This window comes from Halosolutus sp. DAT137, assembly GCF_059736405.1.
The window spans coordinates 46,740-65,880 of the sequence record NZ_JCAQID010000006.1; the positions used below are offsets into that span (position 1 = coordinate 46,740).

The 19,141-nt window shown below is 63.4% G+C and carries 13 protein-coding genes; 10 read left to right on the forward strand and 3 right to left on the reverse strand.

Features of this window, described 5'->3' with window-relative positions; genetic code table 11:
- The 3 genes from AC6I6L_RS09560 to AC6I6L_RS09570 all read left to right on the forward strand — a co-directional run bounded on the left by AC6I6L_RS09560 (window position 1) and on the right by AC6I6L_RS09570 (window position 3,190).
- Window positions 1-1,101, forward strand: a complete 1,101-nt coding sequence (locus AC6I6L_RS09560; RefSeq protein ID WP_497917540.1) for a DUF354 domain-containing protein — start codon at window positions 1-3, stop codon at window positions 1,099-1,101.
- Between the two features lie 212 nt (window positions 1,102-1,313).
- Window positions 1,314-2,378, forward strand: a complete 1,065-nt coding sequence (locus AC6I6L_RS09565) for a polysaccharide deacetylase family protein (protein ID WP_497917528.1) — start codon at window positions 1,314-1,316, stop codon at window positions 2,376-2,378.
- On the forward strand, window positions 2,375-3,190 hold the full coding sequence (locus AC6I6L_RS09570; protein ID WP_497917529.1) for a formyltransferase family protein: 816 nt from the start codon (window positions 2,375-2,377) through the stop codon (window positions 3,188-3,190). Before AC6I6L_RS09565 ends, AC6I6L_RS09570 begins: the two co-directional genes overlap by 4 nt.
- 131 nt (window positions 3,191-3,321) lie before the next feature.
- Here AC6I6L_RS09570 and AC6I6L_RS09575 read toward each other — a convergent pair whose 3' ends face one another.
- Both AC6I6L_RS09575 and AC6I6L_RS09580 read right to left on the reverse strand, forming a co-directional pair.
- Window positions 3,322-4,932, reverse strand: a complete 1,611-nt coding sequence (locus AC6I6L_RS09575; RefSeq protein WP_497917530.1) for an alkaline phosphatase family protein — start codon at window positions 4,930-4,932, stop codon at window positions 3,322-3,324.
- A gap of 109 nt (window positions 4,933-5,041) precedes the next feature.
- Window positions 5,042-6,052, reverse strand: a complete 1,011-nt coding sequence (locus AC6I6L_RS09580) for a lipid II:glycine glycyltransferase FemX (protein WP_497917531.1) — start codon at window positions 6,050-6,052, stop codon at window positions 5,042-5,044.
- A gap of 229 nt (window positions 6,053-6,281) precedes the next feature.
- Here AC6I6L_RS09580 and AC6I6L_RS09585 point away from each other — a divergent pair, with 229 nt between their 5' ends.
- The 6 genes from AC6I6L_RS09585 to AC6I6L_RS09610 all read left to right on the forward strand — a co-directional run bounded on the left by AC6I6L_RS09585 (window position 6,282) and on the right by AC6I6L_RS09610 (window position 16,822).
- Window positions 6,282-7,319 carry a DUF1616 domain-containing protein gene (locus AC6I6L_RS09585; RefSeq protein ID WP_497917532.1) on the forward strand — a complete coding sequence of 346 codons (1,038 nt, stop codon included), beginning with the start codon at window positions 6,282-6,284 and terminating at the stop codon, window positions 7,317-7,319.
- Between the two features lie 325 nt (window positions 7,320-7,644).
- Window positions 7,645-9,450 carry an MFS transporter gene (locus AC6I6L_RS09590; protein WP_497917533.1) on the forward strand — a complete coding sequence of 602 codons (1,806 nt, stop codon included), beginning with the start codon at window positions 7,645-7,647 and terminating at the stop codon, window positions 9,448-9,450.
- Between the two features lie 218 nt (window positions 9,451-9,668).
- A complete protein-coding gene (locus AC6I6L_RS09595; RefSeq protein WP_497917534.1) occupies window positions 9,669-11,387 on the forward strand; it encodes an alkaline phosphatase family protein in 1,719 nt (572 codons plus the stop codon).
- Window positions 11,387-12,943: an oligosaccharide flippase family protein gene (locus AC6I6L_RS09600; protein WP_497917535.1), complete on the forward strand. Its 1,557-nt coding sequence runs from the start codon at window positions 11,387-11,389 to the stop codon at window positions 12,941-12,943. The genes AC6I6L_RS09595 and AC6I6L_RS09600 overlap by 1 nt, the downstream gene beginning before the upstream one ends.
- 420 nt (window positions 12,944-13,363) lie before the next feature.
- Complete coding sequence (locus tag AC6I6L_RS09605; RefSeq protein ID WP_497917536.1) at window positions 13,364-15,028, forward strand: hypothetical protein; 1,665 nt, start codon at window positions 13,364-13,366, stop codon at window positions 15,026-15,028.
- A 177-nt stretch (window positions 15,029-15,205) separates the two neighbouring features.
- Complete coding sequence (locus tag AC6I6L_RS09610; protein WP_497917537.1) at window positions 15,206-16,822, forward strand: alkaline phosphatase family protein; 1,617 nt, start codon at window positions 15,206-15,208, stop codon at window positions 16,820-16,822.
- 155 nt (window positions 16,823-16,977) lie between these two features.
- Here AC6I6L_RS09610 and AC6I6L_RS09615 read toward each other — a convergent pair whose 3' ends face one another.
- A complete protein-coding gene (locus AC6I6L_RS09615) occupies window positions 16,978-17,997 on the reverse strand; it encodes a GNAT family N-acetyltransferase (protein WP_497917538.1) in 1,020 nt (339 codons plus the stop codon).
- A 467-nt stretch (window positions 17,998-18,464) separates the two neighbouring features.
- On the opposite strand from AC6I6L_RS09615, the gene AC6I6L_RS09620 reads away from it, so the two are divergent.
- On the forward strand, window positions 18,465-19,127 hold the full coding sequence (locus AC6I6L_RS09620) for a WD40/YVTN/BNR-like repeat-containing protein (RefSeq protein ID WP_497917539.1): 663 nt from the start codon (window positions 18,465-18,467) through the stop codon (window positions 19,125-19,127).
- Window positions 19,128-19,141 lie beyond the last annotated feature (14 nt).

Here is a 19,141-nt window from a genome sequence, read left to right on the forward strand (position 1 = left end):
ATGCGGATTCTCGTTTTCGCCAACACCCCCGCCCACGTCCACCTGTATCGCAACGCCGTCGATCGCCTCCAGGCGGCCGGCCACGACGTGCTCGTCCTGACTCGCGAGTACGCCTGTACGACGGCGCTACTCGAGTACTACGGTCTCCCCTACCGAATCTACGGTACGCACGAGACCGATCGGTTCTCGAAACTCGGCTTCGCGCTCGAACTCGGCGGCCAGCTTCGATCGATCGCTCGGGAAACGCTCCGATTCCGTCCCGACGTCGTCTTCGGACGCGGCCCCTACGCCGCGGCCGCCGGCACCCTCGCCCGCTCGCCCGTCGTGCTCGTCCTCGACGACGAACCGGGCGATTTCAACCACACCGTCTCTCGCCCCTTTGCGGACTGTATTCTCTCGCCTGCGGTCACCCGCCGAGATCTCGGCGACGCTCACTACACGTTCGAGGGGTTCAAGGAGTGTGCGTATCTCCACCCCGACGTCTTCGATCGAACCGTCGACGTTCGTGGCGCACTCGGGATCGGTCCGGAGGAACCGTACGTCCTGCTTCGGTTCAACGCGCTCGACGCTCTCCACGACACGCATCTCGAGGGGTTTTCGATGGCCCAGCGTCGGGACCTGATCGACCGACTGAGCGATCGCGCCACCGTCTTCGTCTCCGACGAAGGCGGGGATATGGATCTCACCGGGTCGCCGGCCAGACCGTACGACCTCCACCCGGCGCTGATCCACGACGCGATGGCCGAGGCCTCGCTCGTCGTCTCCGACACCGGGACGATGGTCACCGAGGCCGCGCTGCTGGGAACGCCCGCCTTCCGCTATCGGGGGACCGACGAGCACGAGTACGGCGAGTTCCTGGAGCTCGAACGCGCCGACCTCGCTGAACAGTTCGACTCCTACGAGCGCCTCCGCGACCGATCGGTCGATATCCTCGTAGACGACGACGCCGCGGCCCGCTGGCAACGCCGCCGCCAGGAGTACGTCGGTGATCTGGTGAACCTGACGGACATCCTCGTCGCCATTGCCGAGTCGCGGGGAGAGGTCGACCGACTCGCGTTACCACCTCGCGAGTTGCTGCGTCCGCGATCGGCGTCGGCCTGACATCGTTGGCGGCTCGTATCCTGCTGTGTCGATCGTCGGCAGTCTGGGGGAATAAGCAGATCCTACTCACGGCCGACTGTCGCCGGGCCACTGATTGCCGGAGACGATCGTTTCAGCGCTCGTGACCGATCGACGTTCGTGACGGATCTGGGTTGGTGACTGGTATATGTGGCACATACTCAATATATCTGGTATGTCAGACGTGTGTATCGATGACAGGAACAGCGACGATCAGTATCGAAGTCGAACTCGGCTGGGGACTCGTTCGGTACGGAAAGCTGCACAAACTCAGCGAGGGACGGGCGGCCGAGACGCGCTACCTCTCGCGCTTGCTCGATCTGTGCGACGAGTACGACGTCCCAATCACGTTCGACGTGGTTGGGCATCTGTTCTACGAAGAGTGTGACGGCGACCACGGTGGCCCCCACCAGGACGGCTGGTGGGACGTCGATCCCGGAACGTCCGTCGCGGAAGACCCCGAGTTCTACGCCCCGGACCTGATCGACGACATTCGATCGCGGGAGACCGACCACGAGATCTGCACGCACACCTTCTCGCACGTCGAGTGCGCCGAAGTCGAACCCGAAATCGTCCTCTGGGAGCTGGAGCGCGCAAACCGGATTCACCGCGATCACGGCCTCGGGTCCAGCGACTCGATCGTCCCCCCGAGACACAGTTCTCCGCCCTCGTCCGTCCTCGAAGAGGCCGGCATTCGAGTCACGCGAGTGCCGTTTTCCCGCGCCGACGGCGAGAGCCCGGCGGCGACCCGCCCCGGCAAACTGTTCGATATTCTGGCGGGCACGCACCCGACGATCGAGCCGCGACTCGTGGATGGCGTGCTCGAAACGTATAGCCCGGCATACACCACGTTCGCCGCGCCGTTCCTCCAGATCGGAACCGCACCGCCACACGCCGTGTACCGCACGATCCCGCTCCCCGTCCGCCGTCGACTCCACGCTCGAAACCTCACACGCGGTGTCGATGCGGCGGCGGCCGCCGACTCGTTCGTCCACTACTGGTGTCACCTGTACGACTTCGCCAACGACCAGCAGTGGCCCCAGATCGAAGCCTTCGTCGAGTATCTCTCGACACGTGAGGACGCGGATGCGATCGACGTCCGGACGATGCGAGAACTCCCGGATCTCGTCACGGGCCGGGCTACAACAGAGGCCGATTGGGTGGACCCAGGTGCGACCTTGGACGGAACCGAGATCGATCGCGAGCGCGAGGACGCCGACGAAATTCCGCTTCGATCGCGGGAGTGGAACCGGTCATGAGCGACGACGGGCTGTCAGTCGGATTGTTGCTGTCCGGGCCATCGATGGAGCGATGGGCGCTCGAAGCGGTCGAACATGCGAGGCGATCCGCCGGGATTTCGATCGATCTGATCGTCATCGAAGACGGCCGGGATGCGCCCTCGGGCGCGTGGGAACGATACCTCGGTGCGGTGACCGAGTACGGTGCCTGGGCTCCGATGCTCGGGTTACACAGACTCGTGAATCCGCCCTCGTACCTGGAATCGGTCTCGATCGACGATCGATCGTGGTTCCAGTCGGCGGCCGTCGTTCATGCTCGGCCCGAATCTGCGGACGGCCTCGGTCAGCAACTTCCCGCGTCGGTCATCGACCGGATCGCGGCGGCGGAGATCGACCTCCTGTTTCGCCGCGGATTCGGGATTCTCACTGGTGACGTGCTCACGACCCCAACCTACGGCGTCGTGAGCTTCCACCACGGAAACATCAGGGAGTACCGCGGTCGCCCGCCCGCAGTCTGGGAGTTCGCGAACGGCGAGGCCGAAGCAGGGGTGACGCTACAGCGCCTCGCGCCGACTCTCGACGGCGGCGAGATTATTGTCGAAAAAGCCGTCGACATCGGAGACTGTCACACGTGGCAGGCCGCCAGACGCCGGCTGTTCGAATCGTCGGTAGAGATGCTTGCGACCGCATGTGAACGTGTTCCAGACCCGACGTTCGAGCCGACCGTCGTGGACGAACTCGGCCCGCTGTACTCGGACCCCGGGGCGATCGACGTCGCCAGAATCGGTCTCAAAAACGCCCGCGGCCGCGTGTTACACCGGCTGTCCGGCTAACGTCTCCCTCGATCTGTTTCTGCGCTCTTTCGGGTTCGGCCTCGACCGTCCTTTGCGCCTCAGCTCAAACCTTCGGTCTCGCGCCCCAGCCCTCTCTGGCCGCGGGCTGGATCGCCGCTGCCAGCGTTGTCTCACTCCAGATAGCCGAGATCCGCGAGTCGCTGCTCGACGGCCTCGTCGGCGGTATCGACCGACTCCTCGGGGTCGAGTCGAGGGTACTGTTCGGTCCCGGTGCTGTCGACGCAGGGTAGCGGCTGGCCGTCCATGCGCTCGTCGATCGGCACGTCGAGCGTCGACAGGACCGTCGGGGCCACGTCGAAGAGGTGGGCAGTTCCGACGCCGCCGGATGCGTCGATCGCGTCGCCGCGGGCGGCGATCGTCCCGTAGAGCTTGTGATTCCAGGGTTCGGTCGGCGGGCCGAACTGCTCGTCGCGCACCGTTGCCGACAGGAAATGCTCGAAGTCGGCTGGTACGGTCACGATATCGACGGCTCGGTCGGCTTCCGGGCCGTAAAAGTACGCCTCCCGGCGTCGCACGTCCTCGAAGACCGGCCGTCCGTCGGGGGTTTTCACGGCCCGTAACGACTCGATCAGTCGATCGCGGACGGCCTCGTACTCCTCTGGGTCGACGATACCGTCGGGTTCGCGTCCTTCGAGATTGATTCGAACGCCGAGTTCGATCCGCGATCGCACGTACGCCCGCGAGTCGGGGAAGTCGACCTGTGTCGCACCCGCGCTGACGAGTCCCGCGGGGGCGTGTTTCGCCGCGAGGTCTGCGAGGCCGAGCCGTTCGAGCACACCGCCGATCCGCTGGCTAGTGAGGCCGACACTGGCGGCAGCAGCCATCCCTCGTTCGGTGAGTCCGGGGTCGCGATCGGTCGCCTCACTGCCGCGTTTGAGGTCGCCGTCGCGGACGGTCGCCCAGTTAGGCATCCCGCGACCGCCGCGGACGACGTCGACGTCTCCTCGCTCTCGAAGGAACTGGTTCACCCGGAACTCGTAGCCTCCGTAGGGTCCCATCCCGTGATCGCTGGCCACGATCACGGTGTCGGGATCGCAGCGGTCGAGAATCGACGCGAGCTGGGCGTCCACCTCGCGGTAGATCGATCGAATCGCGTCGTCGTTTTCCGGTTCCTTGTGAAAGATCGAGTCCGTCGCCTGGAACTGGACGAAGCCGAATTCGGGATCGAATCGATCGGCAAGGTACCGAAACGCCTCGCCGCGCATGCGGACGCAGTCTGTGTAGGCTGCACCCAGATCGTTGACCGCCTCCTCGGGGTAGACACGGTACTCGCCGATCGCGTCCCGGACCTCTTCGAGGAGTCCCGCCGGATGGCAGTCCGGATTCTCCGGGGCGGTGTAGCCCGGGATCAACGCCCCGTCGAACGATCGTGTCGGGTGGGTCACCGGAGCGTTGACGACGACGCTGGAGAGGTCGTGGCGATCGAGCAACTCCCACATCGCCCGTTCGCGAACGTCGCTCGCGTTGACGACGTCCCAGTCGTATCCCTCGAAGGAGAGAAAGCTGAACACACCGTGTTTTCCCGGGTTCATCCCGGTATAGAGGGAGGGCCACGCGGACGCCGTCCACGGCGGAATCTGAGATTCGAGCGGCCCACCCGTCCCGTCCTCGTAGATCGATTCGAGCGCCGGCAGCTCACCCGCCTCGAACAGCGGTTCGAGCACCTGTTCACAGGCCGCGTCGATCCCTACCAGCAACGTCCGGAGAGACGAATCACTCATCGTCGAACGGTCGTCGATACCGAACCTTCGTTATGCTGAGACTTACCGGCCAGCCTGAACTGAGTGGCGTCCCGGTCTGGACCGTCGACGACGGGCGCGACGACCCGCGCTATTTGACCGTGTTGTACAGCGAGGCGATCGTCTGCATTCCCCACTCCCCGAACTCGATGCTGTAGTAGGTTCGCAACTCGGGGTTGAACTTCGCTTTGTAGCGGTTAATCCGCGGATTATCGGCCCCGATCAGGTCGTAGGTGGTGAGTCCGCGCTCGCGAGCATCGGACATGACCGCCCAGTCGAGCAAATCGTTCGTCGGGAGGTCGACATCCGAATCGGTGCGAACGCCGCCGAGCCACCGTCCGGTCGTCTCGCCGTACTCCAGTGCCAGAATCCCGCCGACGAACTCGCCGTCGACTCGCAGCGTGTACGGGCGCACCGCACCCCCGTCCGCTCGGTCCGCGAGGTCGAGCACGAACTCCGGGGTCACGGCGAAGCTGACGCCCTGGGACTCGTATCGCTGTCGAACCTGGTCGACGATGAGTCGGATCTCCTCGTCGCCGCCGACCTCGATTTCGTAGGTGTCCTCGTCGGCGTTCCGGATGTTGCTTCGGGCGTCGCTGCTGAACGACAGCAGCAGATCGTCCTCGTCGGGCGTGAGATCGATCGCGTACGTGTACTCCGGCGTCACGTCGTACTCGTTCCACTTGAACGCCCGCGCGTCCTCGAACGCGGTTCCGGTTCGCAGGTGGGCGTACTTCGGGGCGAGTTCAGATCGAACCCACTCGAAACAGCCCTCGATGAACCGTTTCTGCCGGCGCTCCCGTTTGCGCTGTTTGAGCTTCTTCATGTTCACGAACGCGGGACCGAGATACGGCACGCGGAGGTGTGGCGGCGGCGAGAAGACGGTCGTGACGAACCCTTTTTTGATTTCAAAAACGGGGAAGAGACCGACTACCTCCTGTCCTTTGAACCCGATCAGTGGGTGCAACGTTGCGTTCGCGTGGTCGGCTTGCACCTGTAGGGCCTCGTACTCGTGACAGAGCGTTCCCTGCGGCGATCGATCGACGTACCCGTTCCAGCGATCGAGGTCGTCGTCCGTCGCCAGGCGAACCTCGATGCTCATCGGGCCACCTCGCCGTCGTGTTCGAATATTGCCGTCGTTCGGTCGTCCATGACTGACCGGTTGCGATACACGTACTTTGTAAGTACTCCACTTCTATCGGTCCGGGGTCCCGATTTGGGGGATGGCACTCTCCTCTCGCCGGTGGTCGATCAGCTCCTGAAACCCGCGTTCGGTTATCCGATAACTAACAATGGCCATCACAGTTGACCGATCGGTAGTTACCGCTTCCATGAAAGATGTTCTGTCGAAACCGTTCGCGTTCGTACAGCGACGAAGCAAGGCCGTCCTCGCCGGGCTTCCGGCCGATCTGGTCGGAACCGTCGGCTTCGTCGTCGCCGCGGCCGTCGCGTTGACCGTCGTAGACGTCTCTTCGCCGGTCGTTCGAGCGGCGATCGGGTTGCCGCTGCTGTTTCTCGCACCCGGGTACGCCGTCGTCTCGACGCTGTTTCCGCGTCTGGAATCCGTCTCACGGTCGGAAGCGGATGGGTCGACGGTCCTTCGCCAGACGCGGACGCTGACCGACGTCGAGCGCCTCGCGCTCTCGTTCGGGCTGAGTTTCGCGCTGTTGCCGCTGCTCGGACTGCTGGTCGCGCCGGTCGGCTTCACGACGGAAGCCGTCGTCGGAACGGTGGCCGGTGCGACGCTGGTCCTGCTCGGGATCGCGATCGGTCGTCGGCTGACGGTTCCGGCGTCCGAGCGGTATCGGTTCGGCTTCAGTCGCCGGGTGGATCGCCTCCGCCAGTTTCTCACGGGCAGCCAGTCGACGACGCTGACGGCCGTCAACGTCGCGCTCGTCGTGAGCATGGTACTCGCGCTGACGACCGTCGGATACGCGCTCGTCGCACCCCAACAGGGCGAGGAGTACACGTCCGTCCAGTTGCTCACCGAGAACGACGACGGCGACCTCGTCGCCGGCGGTTATCCGCCGTCGGTCGACCCAGGCGAGTCGATCCCGCTTGTCATCGCCGTCGACAACAACGAGGGACAGGACATGAACTACAGCGTCGTCGTCCAGGAACAGCGCCTCGAAGACGGGGAGGTCGTCGAACGAACCGAATTGCGCCGCATCGATTACATCCTCAGCGACGGCGGTATCGGCTACGGCGATCGGGATATCACCCCGACGTCGGACCCTGGTACCGTCCGAATCTCGGTGCTCGTCTACGAGGGCGAGGTGCCGGAGACGCCGACGATAGACAACGCCTATCGACACGCCTACTTCTGGACTGACGTCGGCGGTGACGCCGACGGCGCGATCGACGGGTAACACTCCTCGCCCCTCTGAGTCCGCTGTTCTGTGCGGATTCTCGCCCCGTCTCCACGCGCTCGTTCCACTCTTTCAATCTGCACCTGGCTTTCCAGCGGTCAGTTCCGTTCGGCTGCTCGAACGCTCTCGTCCGACCGGTTTCGCCCCTCTCTCGACCGCCCAGTTCTTTCGGGGCACCTCGCAGTCCTTCTCCGACCGCCCTAGCTACCCGAACCGCACGAGCCGCTTCTGTCGGCCCGGTAGCGTTCGAGAGGTAGCCGGCCGATACCCGGCTTCACTGTGCGTATAACAATTCCCGGCTTCCGTCTCGATACGGTAGAGTCGCATGTCACACGCTCCAAACGCCGACTGGGCACGCTGGCGGAAACTAGCGCTCGCGATCGGGTTTCTCGCGGTTTCCGGTGGGACGATGCTCGCGCACGCGAACCCGGCAACCGGGTACGAACTCTCGATGTATACGATGACGCCAACGTCGGTGTGGGTTGGACTGCTCGTCGCAGTCGTCCTTGCTCTCGTCGTCTCGGTGATGCCCAACGTCGAGTCCGGGCTTCGATCGATCGCGCTCTTGCTCGGCGGTCTCGCGGTGGTCGTCTTCGCCGGACTCCCGATCATTCGCGGCTATCGATTTTACGGCCACCACGACGCGCTGACGCATCTGGGCTGGGCGCGAGCGCTCGGCGACGGACGGATCGCACCGCTCGACCTGTTCTATCCGGGCATCCACACGGTTTCGGTGTTCATCTCTTCGACGGTCGGATTCGCTACTACTCACTCGCTGTTGCTGGTGGTCCTCCTCGCAACGGTTTCGTTTTTCGTGTTCGTTCCGCTCACCGTCGGTGAGATCACGTCGAACCCACTGGCAGTCGTCGTCGCCGCGTTTTCGGCGTTGCTGCTGTTGCCGATTACGACGCTGGCAACGCACATGCACGCCCACGCGATGACGCAGGCGGTGATGCTCTCGTCGCTGTTCGTCTACCTCCTCGTCAAATTCCTTTTGACCGACACCGACAGTCGGTCGGCCTCCGCGATCGGTGCCGGACTCGCGTTCGTCTCGATCGCCCTCGTCGTGTATCACCCACAGCTCGTCGCGCACCTGCTCGTGGTGGCTGTTGCCATCTGTTTCGTCCAGTTTCTCGCCCGCCGATATCGACCTACCGGACCGATCGCGACCCAGCAATCGCTGTACGGCCAGACGGCGGTCCTGGCCGGCGCGTTTCTCGTCTGGAGTTCCAACTACGGGTTTTTTATCGGAACGATTATGAGAACCGGTTCCTCCGCGATCGAGTACCTGTTCGGGTCGGGACAGGCCGGCGAGTCGGTCGCCACGCAGGGGGCGTCGCTGACCGCGATCGGCGGTTCCGTGACGGAACTGTTTTTCAAATTGTTCGGCGTCCACCTTCTGTTCGTCCTTCTCATCGCGGCATTGCTGTTCGCGCTGCTCGTGCGGCGCGAGGCCTTCACGGAACCGGTCGCGACGACGACGATTCAGTTCACCGCCGGTCTCGGGGCACTCGGTGTACTCTTCGTCGTCTACTTCATCGCCTCCAGTTCCGAAATCTACTTCCGGGTCTTCGGGCTGATGATGGTGTTCGTGACGATTCTCGGCTCGATCGCGCTCGCCGGCTCTCTCTCGTCGCTATCGCGTGCGAGTACACCGCGGGTGGTCTCCGCGGCTGGGACCCTCGTTCTCGCCTCCCTACTGGTGTTGTCGCTGCTGGCGGTGTTCCCCTCGCCGTACATATACACGTCGTCCGGACACGTTTCCCACATGCAGATGGAAGGGTACGAAACGACCTTCGAGACGCGGGACGACGCCGCCACGCTCGTCGGACTGCGAAACGGGCCGAACCGATTCGACGATGGGGTGAACGGAAACCCCGAACGGATGCGCAGCCACTCGGGACCGCCCGAGGACGGACTCGACTCGGACGAGGCCTGGCGCTCCGAGGAGGACCAGTACTTCGCGATTAGCCAGGCCGACCGCGATCGGGAGACGATCGCCTACAAGGAACTGCGGTACTCGGAATCCGAATTCGACGCCGTCGCAGACCGACCCGGCATCGATCGCGTCCAGTCGAACGGTGAGTTTGAACTCTACTGGATACGGGCAAACGGAGACGCGGCGACGTAGCTCTCGTTCTGTACGCGCCAGCCTGGTTTCGGGGGGGCTACCGTTGGCGAAACCGTTCGATAACAAAGGCTGACTACCCGGTTTCTCGACGCAATGAATTGGCCGAACGAACGGACTCACACGCTGCGTGTCACCCGCGAGAGGGAGGACGGACTCGCACGCTCGGATGGACAATCGATTCGGACACCAGGTTCGGCTTCGGGGCTGCGGAGGGATCGATGAAAACAGTCGTTATCGGGCTCGATGCGCTCGATTTCCGCTACCTGGACCGGTACGCGGAGGCGACACCGACGCTTCAGGGACTCCGCGATCGCGGCGTCGACGCCACCCTCGAATCGACACACCCGCCCTGGACGGGGAGCGCCTGGCCGTCGATGTACACCGGAACCGATCCGAGTCACCACGGCGTCTACGGGTTTTTCACGTCCGACGGCTATCCGGAAGACAGACGGCTCGTCTCGCGGACGGACGTGCAGTCGCCTGCGCTCTGGAATTACCTCTCGTCCGTTGGCGCGGGTTCGGTGGTCATGAACGTCCCCGTCACCCACCCGGCGGAGCCGATCGACGGCGCGATCGTGCCGGGGTATCTCGCGGTCGAGGACGAACCCGGCTACCCCGACGATATCCGCGAGGAACTCTCGGACGCGATCGGCGAACCCTACCGAATCTACTCGCGAGCGGAGGTAAGCTCTGATCTCGACGCGAAGTTCGAGGGCTACTGCGAGTTGATCGACCAGCGCCGCAACGCGGCTGTCGAACTGGTCGGGCGAGACGACTGGGAGCTCGCGCTGTTGCAGGTCCAGAAAACCGACGCCGTGTTCCACAACTTCGAGCGCGACGCGCAGTTTCGGCAGATCTACGCGGCTGCGGACCGGTTCGTCGAGGATGTCCTCGATGCGGTCGAGGATGACGTCAACGTCATCGTCTGCTCCGACCACGGGATCGGTCCCGTCACCGGGTACAACATCCACGTCAACGACGTCCTCCGCCAGCACGGATTCGTCGAAGCGGCCGACGAGAGCGATCGGCCGACGATCGGCTCGGAGAAGGCGTCGCTGGTCACCGGCGAGGGCGGTGGCGGTGCTCCCGGCGACGGTCGCGACGGTGCCACCGACGGGGTCGGATCGGACCCTGTCAGGGCCGGCGTTGAAGACGACCAGTCGACCGCCGCGACCTCTTCGTCGCTGGTCGAGGGGACGATCCGCGCGGGCCAGCGAATCGCGTCTTCGCTGGGGGTCGAGCCAGCGGACATCTACGCCGCCGCCGAGCGCGTCGGGCTCGAGTCGACACTGCTGCGACTCACCCCTGATGCGGTCAAATCGGCCGCCACGGATACCGTCGACTGGCGACGGTCGCGAGCCTACTGCGTCGACGGGACCCGCATGGGCGTTCGGATCAACCTCGCGGGTCGGGAACCCGAAGGGGTCGTCTCGCAGTCGGCCTACGAGGACACCAGATCGGAACTGATCGAGATTCTGTCCGATCTCCGGACGCCAGACGGACAGCCCGCCTTCGAGTTCGTCTGTCGGCGCGAACGGCTGTACGGTCACGACGGCCCGTCCCTCGAGGGCGCACCGGACGTGTGCTTCCTGCCGACGGAAATGAACCACCTCGTCTCGAGCGGTCTCTACGGCAGACCATTCGTCAGCGTCGACACGTACAACCACAAGCGCGACGGGGTCTTCATCGGCGCTGGCCCTGCCTTCTCCGGAACGACACCGGAGCGACTGTCGCTGACCGACGTCGCCCCGATCGCGATGGCGCTGCTCGATCGGCCTATCCCGTCGCGGATGACCGGCTCGATTCCCGACGGCCTGCTCGTCGACGACGCTCGACGAACCGAGTACGGTGATGTACCGTACGGAGAACGGTCGGTCGATCGGCCCGACGGTGACGCCGAGGTGACCGAGCGCCTCGAGGATCTGGGCTATCTCTAATGGCGGATCAGGCACGCGAACTCTCCGCGCTCCTCTCGAGTGCGGCGATCGTCATGGTCGGCGGCATTCTGGGGTCGGTCGCCCAGTTAGCCGAACGGATCGTCATCGGTCGGCTGCTCTCTCCGGACGCTTACGGCGAGGTCAGCGTCGGACTCGCGTTGCTGACCGTCTCCGTGACGATCGCGCTCGCGGGCTGTACGCAGGGTGTCTCCCGATTCATTCCCCGCTACGACTCGACTGAAGACAAGCGCGGGGTCTGGGTCAGCGGGTTGCTCGTCGCCATCCCGCTGTCGGTCCTTTTCGGTGGTGCGATGGTCGTGTTCGCAGACGCCCTCGCGAGTCGGCTGTTCGAGACCGAAGCGGCGGTGACCTACGTCCGGTTGCTCGGGATTTCTCTGCCGTTCGTCGCCGGCTTTCGCATCGCCGTCGCGGGCATTCGCGGCTACGAGAACACGCTGTACCGAACCGTCGTCAGAGACCTTCTCGATCCGGGACTGCGAATCGGGTTGCTCGTCGCCCTGTTGGTCGCTGGTGTCGGAATCGTCGCCGCGGGCGTCGCCTACCTGCTCGCGGCAGTCGTCGCGCTGGTCGTCGCCCACGTCCTCCTCGCTAGACTCGTGGCGCTTTTCGGGCCGTTCCGAACGCACGTTCCCGAACTGGTCCGCTTTTCGGCCCCGCTGGTCGTCTCGACGGTCGTGGGTATCCTGCTGACGCGGACTGACACCCTGATGCTCGGCTACTTCAGGAGTTCCTACGAGGTCGGGATGTACGACGCCGCCTATCCCATCGCGGGGGGGCTGCTCGTCGTGCTCTCTGCGTTTGGGTTCCTCTATCTCCCGATCGCTTCGCGCCTCGATGCGAACGGGGACCGGGAGGCGGTCGACGACATTTACGCGACGACGACCAAGTGGGTGTACATCGTGACCTTCCCGGCGTTCCTGTTGTTCGTCGTCTTTCCCGGCGACGTGATCGCGCTCGTCTTCGGCCCGGACTACTCCGACGCCGCGAGTATCCTCCCGATTCTGGCCCTCGGATTCTTCCTCAGCGCGGCCGCCGGTCGCGATCGCGAGACGCTGTCGGCCCTCGGTGCGACGACGTGGATCGCCGTCGGGAACGCAACCGCGCTGGCGCTCAACGTCGTGATCAACCTCGCGCTGATTCCGCAGTACGGATTCTACGGCGCGAGCGTCGCGTCGGTCGTCTCGCTGGTCACGCTCCACCTCGTCATCTGTGGCCTCCTCGCGATCAGGTACGGAATTACGCCGTTCTCGCCGGCCGCGACCCGATCGTACGTCGCGTTACCACTCGTCCTGGTACCGCTGACGGTCGCCGTCTCGGGTTCGGTCACGATCACGCTGGTCTCGTTCGGGCCGTTTCTCGTCGTCGCCGGTATCGCAGCGATCGTCGTGGTCGCGCTGGCCGGCGGTCTCGAAGCTAACGACGTCGTCGTGATCGATGTCGTCGAGGAAACGACCGGCGTGGCGGTTCCGCTGGTTCGGCGGTGGATTCCCGACGCGGAGTCGACCGATCTCCCGGAATCGGGTTCGGTGAACTAGCCTCGCGGCGCTTTCTTTCGACCTCGTGATCGGCGTCCACTCGTCGGTTCGATCGCGCTTCCCGTCGTCCCGGACCGATCGGCCGAGCCGGTGAATACCCTCTCTCCGTTCCTGCTGGGTGACGGCTTGCCGGCCTCGAGGCCTGCTACGATCGAGATCGACACTGGCACGCGGCCCGCCTCGCATTCGGCCAACCAGCTGTCGGGGTGGCTGATCACCGTTTCAGGCGGCTCCTCGTTCTCCGCTGACTTCGCGATTTTTCGAGATTCGATCGAGCGATCGTTCATCCACCCATGATTGTACAAAACTCGTTATAATCTCTAAATCCTGAATAAATAACGGCGAACGAATTAATATTCTTAAAAATATGACTCAATAAATGGGAAGACTTATACTGTAATGTTTTAGTTACCCTGATGCATGGCACGCGACTCTACGGTACTGGATGGCGAAGAAACGGCAGGTAAAGACGCCAACGACGGCGATAATGGCGGTAATGATCGATTACTCGGGAGGCGATCGTACCTGTCGATGGCGGGGGCGGCAGCGGCGGCGACGGTCGCCGCGGCTGGATCGACCGCGGCCGACAGCGACTACGACGTGATCGAGGTACCAGCGGGTGGCAAGCACAGTATCCGTCTGGACGACGGAGATACCCTCGAAAACACGCTGATCGATATTACGGCCAGCGGCGCTGAGTACAACATTCACGCCGTCGGTAACGATATCACGATTCGAAATATCGGAGTCCGCGGTCGGTGGGACAACACGACGCAGGTCTCGCCACTTCTCATGTCTGTCCCGGACCCGGACAGCAGTTCTCGAATCGAAAACGTCTACCTCGGGGACGGTGCTCGCGGTAGCACGTACCCGAACGGACCCACGGGAATTTTCGTGTCTGCGAGTCACGCCGGGACGCTCGAAATCGACAACGTGAATATCCAGGGGATGCCCGACAACGCGGTGTACGCATCCGCGCCGGGTAATCCGGGGCAACACCCGAACACCGGAAACGGCGGCATCGTCAGGATCTCGAACTCCTATGCGGCGAACTGTAATGCGGGTGGTTTCCGTATCGGTACCGACGGCTCCGTCGTCGATAACTGCGTGATGGTCGGTAACGACCGCAACTTCTGGGGCTACTTCAACGACACCGAGATACGCGACACCGACATGTCGGGCGGTCGTTTCCAGGACGTCAGAGTCGGCGCACGCGCCTGGGACACGTCCGCGACGGTTCAAGTGACGAACTGTCGGTTCGATACCACGAGCACTGCGACCTCGTCGGATCGAATCGTCGGCAGTTCGGCGGGAACGCCACGTACCGAACCGCCGGAATCGGTCCCGGAATCGCCAGAAGAAGCCGCTTCGGGTGAGTCTGGTTCGTCCGGTTCGACGGCCACACCGACCTCGGAGGTCGAATCGGATGACGAACCCGAGGCGGAGGTCGAGGACGAAGACGACCGGACGGAGGCCGAGGACGAACAGGGGATCGACGACGTCTGGAACGACGACGACACGAACCACATCGTCCTCGTCGCTCGATCGAGCGGCACGCTCGAGTACCAGCTAACAGGCTCCGGTGATGCATCACCCAGTGAGTATGCCAACACGAACTCCGACGATCCGTACCGCGACACCGTGCGCACCGACGGCGACGAGTTCGCGATCGAGGGCTATCTCGGTGGGTTCCGCGACGACTTCCACGTTACCGGTCGCATCGAGTCCGTGACGGCAGACGACGGCATCGTCGCGATCGTCAACGGTACCGAGTTCGATCCCGCAGAACTGGAGGGCGTCGGCTCCTGGGACGGCGAAGACGAGTCGGAACCGCTCCCGCACGTGCTGGTGTTCGACGGAACCGATGCGAGCGGCCCCACCTCCTACTCGTTTACCGTCGACGGCGATGTCGCCGCCTCCGAGTACATGGGCGCGTCGATCGACGACGAAGACGAGATCGAGGGATCGACCGTCCGCGGCGTCGTCGCAAACTGGCTCGACGCCTACCGGTTCGACGGCGACATTACCGACTTCAAACTGATCGGTGACGCCGCGGTGCACCTCGAGTACGACGTCGACGACTGAACGACGGGAGTCACACATCAGGGGTCGAATCCGGTGTGATAGTGTTGTTTTCTGCCGGTTCAGGATCCGTTTCTGGTGACTGAACGATCGGTTCGTGTCGAATTATTTTCCCGCTGACGAACATAACACGTACCATAACAATTGGCGACGTTGGCGAAGGGAAACCGACTTACCACTATGAGCACCACCACCGACACTGACCGCGCGTTCGTACTCGGCGTCGACGGCGTCCCCTGGAATCTCATCAACAAGTGGGTCGACGCCGGCGAGTTACCCACGTTCAGACGGCTCCGAGATACTGGCGTTGCCGCCCCACTCGAGAGTACGAACCCGCCGACGACGCCGGCGGCCTGGCCGTCGATCGCGACGGGCGCTCGTCCCGACAACCACGGCATCTACGGCTTTCAGCGACTCGAAACCGACTATACCCAGCAGCTCAATACGAGCACCGATCTCGAACGACCGGCGCTGTGGGATCTACTGTCGCCGTCGGTGGTCGGGAACGTCCCGATGACCTACCCAGCGAGCGAGATCGACGGTACGATGGTCACCGGGATGATCTCACCGTCGCCCAACGAGCGGTTTGCACATCCGTCCTCGCTCGCCGAGGAGATCACGACCGACATTCCCGACTACCGAATCGGGCTGAACTGGTACGACTACGCCGGCGAGGAGGAGACCTTTCTGGACGACCTCGGCTCGCTCGTCGCGGCGCGACGGCAGTTGATGAACCGCCTCATGACGATCGACGACTGGCAACTGTTCTTTTTCGTCTACACCGCGCCCGATCGTCTCCAGCACCTGATCTGGGAGGAGGATGTGATCCTCGAACATTACAAGCAACTGGACGACATCCTCGCGGACGTCTTCGAGTACGTCGAGGATCGGAACGCGAACCTCTTCGTCGTCTCGGACCACGGCTTCGGGTCGGTCTCGACGTTCGTCAATCTGAACACGATTCTCGAGCGGTCGGGGCATCTCAGGCAGAAGAACCGATCCACAGCCGGAAACTCGCTGTCCCAACTCGGCATTACGAAATCGAACATCCTGGGTACGCTCAACCGGATGGGGATCGACGAGAAGCGGTTCGTCCAGTCGCTCCCGAAACGGCTGGTCGACGACATCGCGGAGCAAATTCCGGGCGATCACGCGCTATACGACGTCGATTTCGACGAGACGATCGCGTTCGCTCACGGTCCGGGGTACGTCTACATCAACGAGAGCGGACGATTCGACTCGGGAACAGTGGCTCCCGACGAAGTGTCCACCGTCAAAGACGAACTCAGATCAGTTTTCGAGGAGGTCATTGACCCCGAAACCGGCACGCACCCGCTTTCAGTCTACGACGGCGACGACGTGTTTCCCGACGACGACGCGTCGCCGGATCTCGTCGTGCGCGCCGGCGACGGCTACGAGGAGAAGACGAAACTCGACGACGCTGTCTTCGTTCCCGCCGGGAACAAAGCCGCGGGCCACCGCAGCGAGGGCGTGTTCTTCGCGTGCGGGCCGACCGTTGCGGATTCGATCGGTGACTCCGAACCCGCGGCGCTCGATCTTTCTGTCGTCGACGTTGCTCCGACGATTCTCCACAGTATCGGCGAACCGATCCCGGACGAGATCGATGGCGACGTCCGAATGGACCTGCTCGCAACCGACCTCGATCCGACCGTCGAGTCCGTCTCGTCGCAGGCGTCGGAGACGGCTGACGGGCGATCGGACGAAGATGACGATTCCGTCGACGAGGACTTCGACGACGTCGAGGCCCGGCTTCGCGGTCTCGGTTACATGGAGTGAGGCGTCGCGATCGATGTCTCTCTTACCTGCGGTGACTCGATGCCCGCGGGCCTCCTACGTCGAAATATCTCTTCCAGTTTCTCCAATTTTGAGAAAGTACAACTGAACCGTTCTACCGGCCTGAACAAAACCGAACCGTACGGAACGTGCGTCCCCTACTTCAGGGATCCGCTCAACCGCTGGTAGACCGACTTCGCGACAGCCATCTCGAGGCCCGCGGATTCGACGACGTAGTACTGGCGCAACTCGCCGTTGAATTTGCCCTTGTACTCACAGAGTCGTTCCGTGTTCGCGCCCACCAGATCGTACCCCGTGATCGACTCGAGCGCCGGATCGGTGAGCACGTCCTCGAGAATCACGCGCTGGAGGAGATTGTTCACGCTCACGTTGTCGTACGAAGCGGTGACGCCACCCTGCCAGTAGTAGGCGAGATCGTTCGAGTAGAGCGTGATGATTCCGCTTTTGTACTCGCCGTCCGGCGTCCGCGCGACGTAGACTCGCCACCGATCGTCGTCGAGGCTCCGCAAGAGGTCGTCCAGCAGGTCGTGGGACATGGGGGCCTCGTCGTCCGTCGCGGTGTAGCGCTCCCGGACGTCCTCGTAGATTCTGTGCGCCGGCTCGATCCCCTCCTGCTCGATCTGGAGGTCGGTCTCGTCGAGCCGTCGCATCTCGTTTCGCAGACTCTTGCTAAAGCCGCCCATGACCCCCTCCAGATCCGCGGCGTTCTTACAGTCGACCACGTAGGTGAACTCTGGCTCCACGGAGAGGCCGTTCCAGGCGTACGGCCGCGGATCGTCGTACCCGACCGGACAGGTCATCCGAAAGAGCGTCGATCGGTTGTCGACCTCCAGCATGTCGAGTACGCCTTCGGCGAGTTCGCTGTTGATTCGTTCCCACTTGCGCTGTTTCGGGCTATTCGGGTTGATGACTGGACCGAGACGCGGGACGCCGAGCGACACTGGCGGTGAAAACACGGTCCGCCCGATCGATCGATCGCGGACGAACAGGGGGAGTAACCCGACCGCTTGCTGTCCTTTGTACGCCCCGTAGAGGTGTAGCTGGGCGTCGGTGTGATCCGCGAGCACTGCAAGCGCGTCGGGGTCGTGGAAGAGTTCGTACCCGTCCGCCGGTAACGCCTCTGCCCACTCGTCGAGTCCGATCCGTTGGATCTCCATCGTTGGGCAGGGCTATGAGTTTCGGAGCTATTGTTATCGTCCTGTTACCCGGTTGATGGGCGTGACGCGGGCATTTCTGGGAGCGTCCGGCTCGCTTTCCCATCTGGGGACACGAGTGGCCGCCGTCGTTGTGATGCCGTGGTCCGCTCGTGCCAGAAGCAACGCGGGGTGTCTCAGCGCGATTTGGTGGGATACGGTTCGATCTGCGTCGATCAGGAATACCGCGTCGCGACTCGCGTTTGCGGTAGCAAGAAGATAACGAAACCGGAACGTCCCGAATCCCAACCAGTGATGCATTCCCGAATACGGACCGCAGCACCGTCGCGGGAGTTCTACCGGTACGACCAGCGAACGCCGGTGTGTCGAACGATGGTAGACCTGTTGCCTGCTGCTGGAGTCGTTGTCGATCGATCGACAGCCGCCGGGGCTGACGACCCTGTTGGGGGGCCGGTCTGAGGTGATTCACGATGCGACTGCACGACACTCACGACGGAGCGGTGTACGCAACGAGGTATCGTACGCTCTACCGGGCGTCCGCGGTCGACGATTCGCCCTGTTCCGAGGTCGGACGACTTCCGTCTCCGGCGACGGGGCGCGATCGCCTCACCTACCGGCTGAAGACCACGCGCTACTGGAAGACCGCTCTCGCGAGCGTCGTCGGCTCGTTTCCGTCGGTGAACGTCTGGCCGGTGACCGACAGGAAACTGCTGGCAGCCGCGGACAGATGGCTTTTTTACTCCACCGACGGCGGCCAGACCTGGACTTGCAGCCGCGAGTTGCCGGCCTCGTCGGGGCCGATGGGTGTGCTCCCGTCCGCGGTGTGTTGTGACGGCCAGACCGTCTACCTCGGGGAGTATCCGCTGGACTCGGCGGTACCGCCGCGCGTGCTTCGATCGTCCGACGGTGGGAAGACCTGGTCGCCGTTTCTCTCGCTCGAGGACGTTCGACACGTCCACGCGGTCCAGCTCGATCCGTACACGAACGACCTGTGGGTCACGACCGGCGACACTGATGCGGAGTGTCGAATCGCCCGGATTTACACATCATTCGTCTTCGCCCTCCTTGTCACTGAAGGTCAACCGATCAAGGTATGGCCGTCTTCGCTCCCGCATTTCCTCCATTCGGGTTGACTGGTCGTAGTGTC

Bases quoted from the DNA above. Each gene is read 5' to 3' on its own strand.
- AC6I6L_RS09595 (WP_497917534.1), top strand. From the start codon at position 9,669: ATGAAAACAGTCGTTATCGGGCTCGATGCGCTCGATTTCCGCTACCTG.
- AC6I6L_RS09575 (WP_497917530.1), bottom strand. From the start codon at position 4,932: ATGAGTGATTCGTCTCTCCGGACGTTGCTGGTAGGGATCGACGCGGCC.
- AC6I6L_RS09570 (WP_497917529.1), top strand. From the start codon at position 2,375: ATGAGCGACGACGGGCTGTCAGTCGGATTGTTGCTGTCCGGGCCATCG.
- AC6I6L_RS09600 (WP_497917535.1), top strand. From the start codon at position 11,387: ATGGCGGATCAGGCACGCGAACTCTCCGCGCTCCTCTCGAGTGCGGCG.
- AC6I6L_RS09580 (WP_497917531.1), bottom strand. From the start codon at position 6,052: ATGAGCATCGAGGTTCGCCTGGCGACGGACGACGACCTCGATCGCTGG.
- AC6I6L_RS09565 (WP_497917528.1), top strand. From the start codon at position 1,314: ATGACAGGAACAGCGACGATCAGTATCGAAGTCGAACTCGGCTGGGGA.
- AC6I6L_RS09560 (WP_497917540.1), top strand. From the start codon at position 1: ATGCGGATTCTCGTTTTCGCCAACACCCCCGCCCACGTCCACCTGTAT.
- AC6I6L_RS09590 (WP_497917533.1), top strand. From the start codon at position 7,645: ATGTCACACGCTCCAAACGCCGACTGGGCACGCTGGCGGAAACTAGCG.
- AC6I6L_RS09610 (WP_497917537.1), top strand. From the start codon at position 15,206: ATGAGCACCACCACCGACACTGACCGCGCGTTCGTACTCGGCGTCGAC.
- AC6I6L_RS09615 (WP_497917538.1), bottom strand. From the start codon at position 17,997: ATGGAGATCCAACGGATCGGACTCGACGAGTGGGCAGAGGCGTTACCG.
- AC6I6L_RS09620 (WP_497917539.1), top strand. From the start codon at position 18,465: ATGCGACTGCACGACACTCACGACGGAGCGGTGTACGCAACGAGGTAT.
- AC6I6L_RS09605 (WP_497917536.1), top strand. From the start codon at position 13,364: ATGGCACGCGACTCTACGGTACTGGATGGCGAAGAAACGGCAGGTAAA.
- AC6I6L_RS09585 (WP_497917532.1), top strand. From the start codon at position 6,282: ATGAAAGATGTTCTGTCGAAACCGTTCGCGTTCGTACAGCGACGAAGC.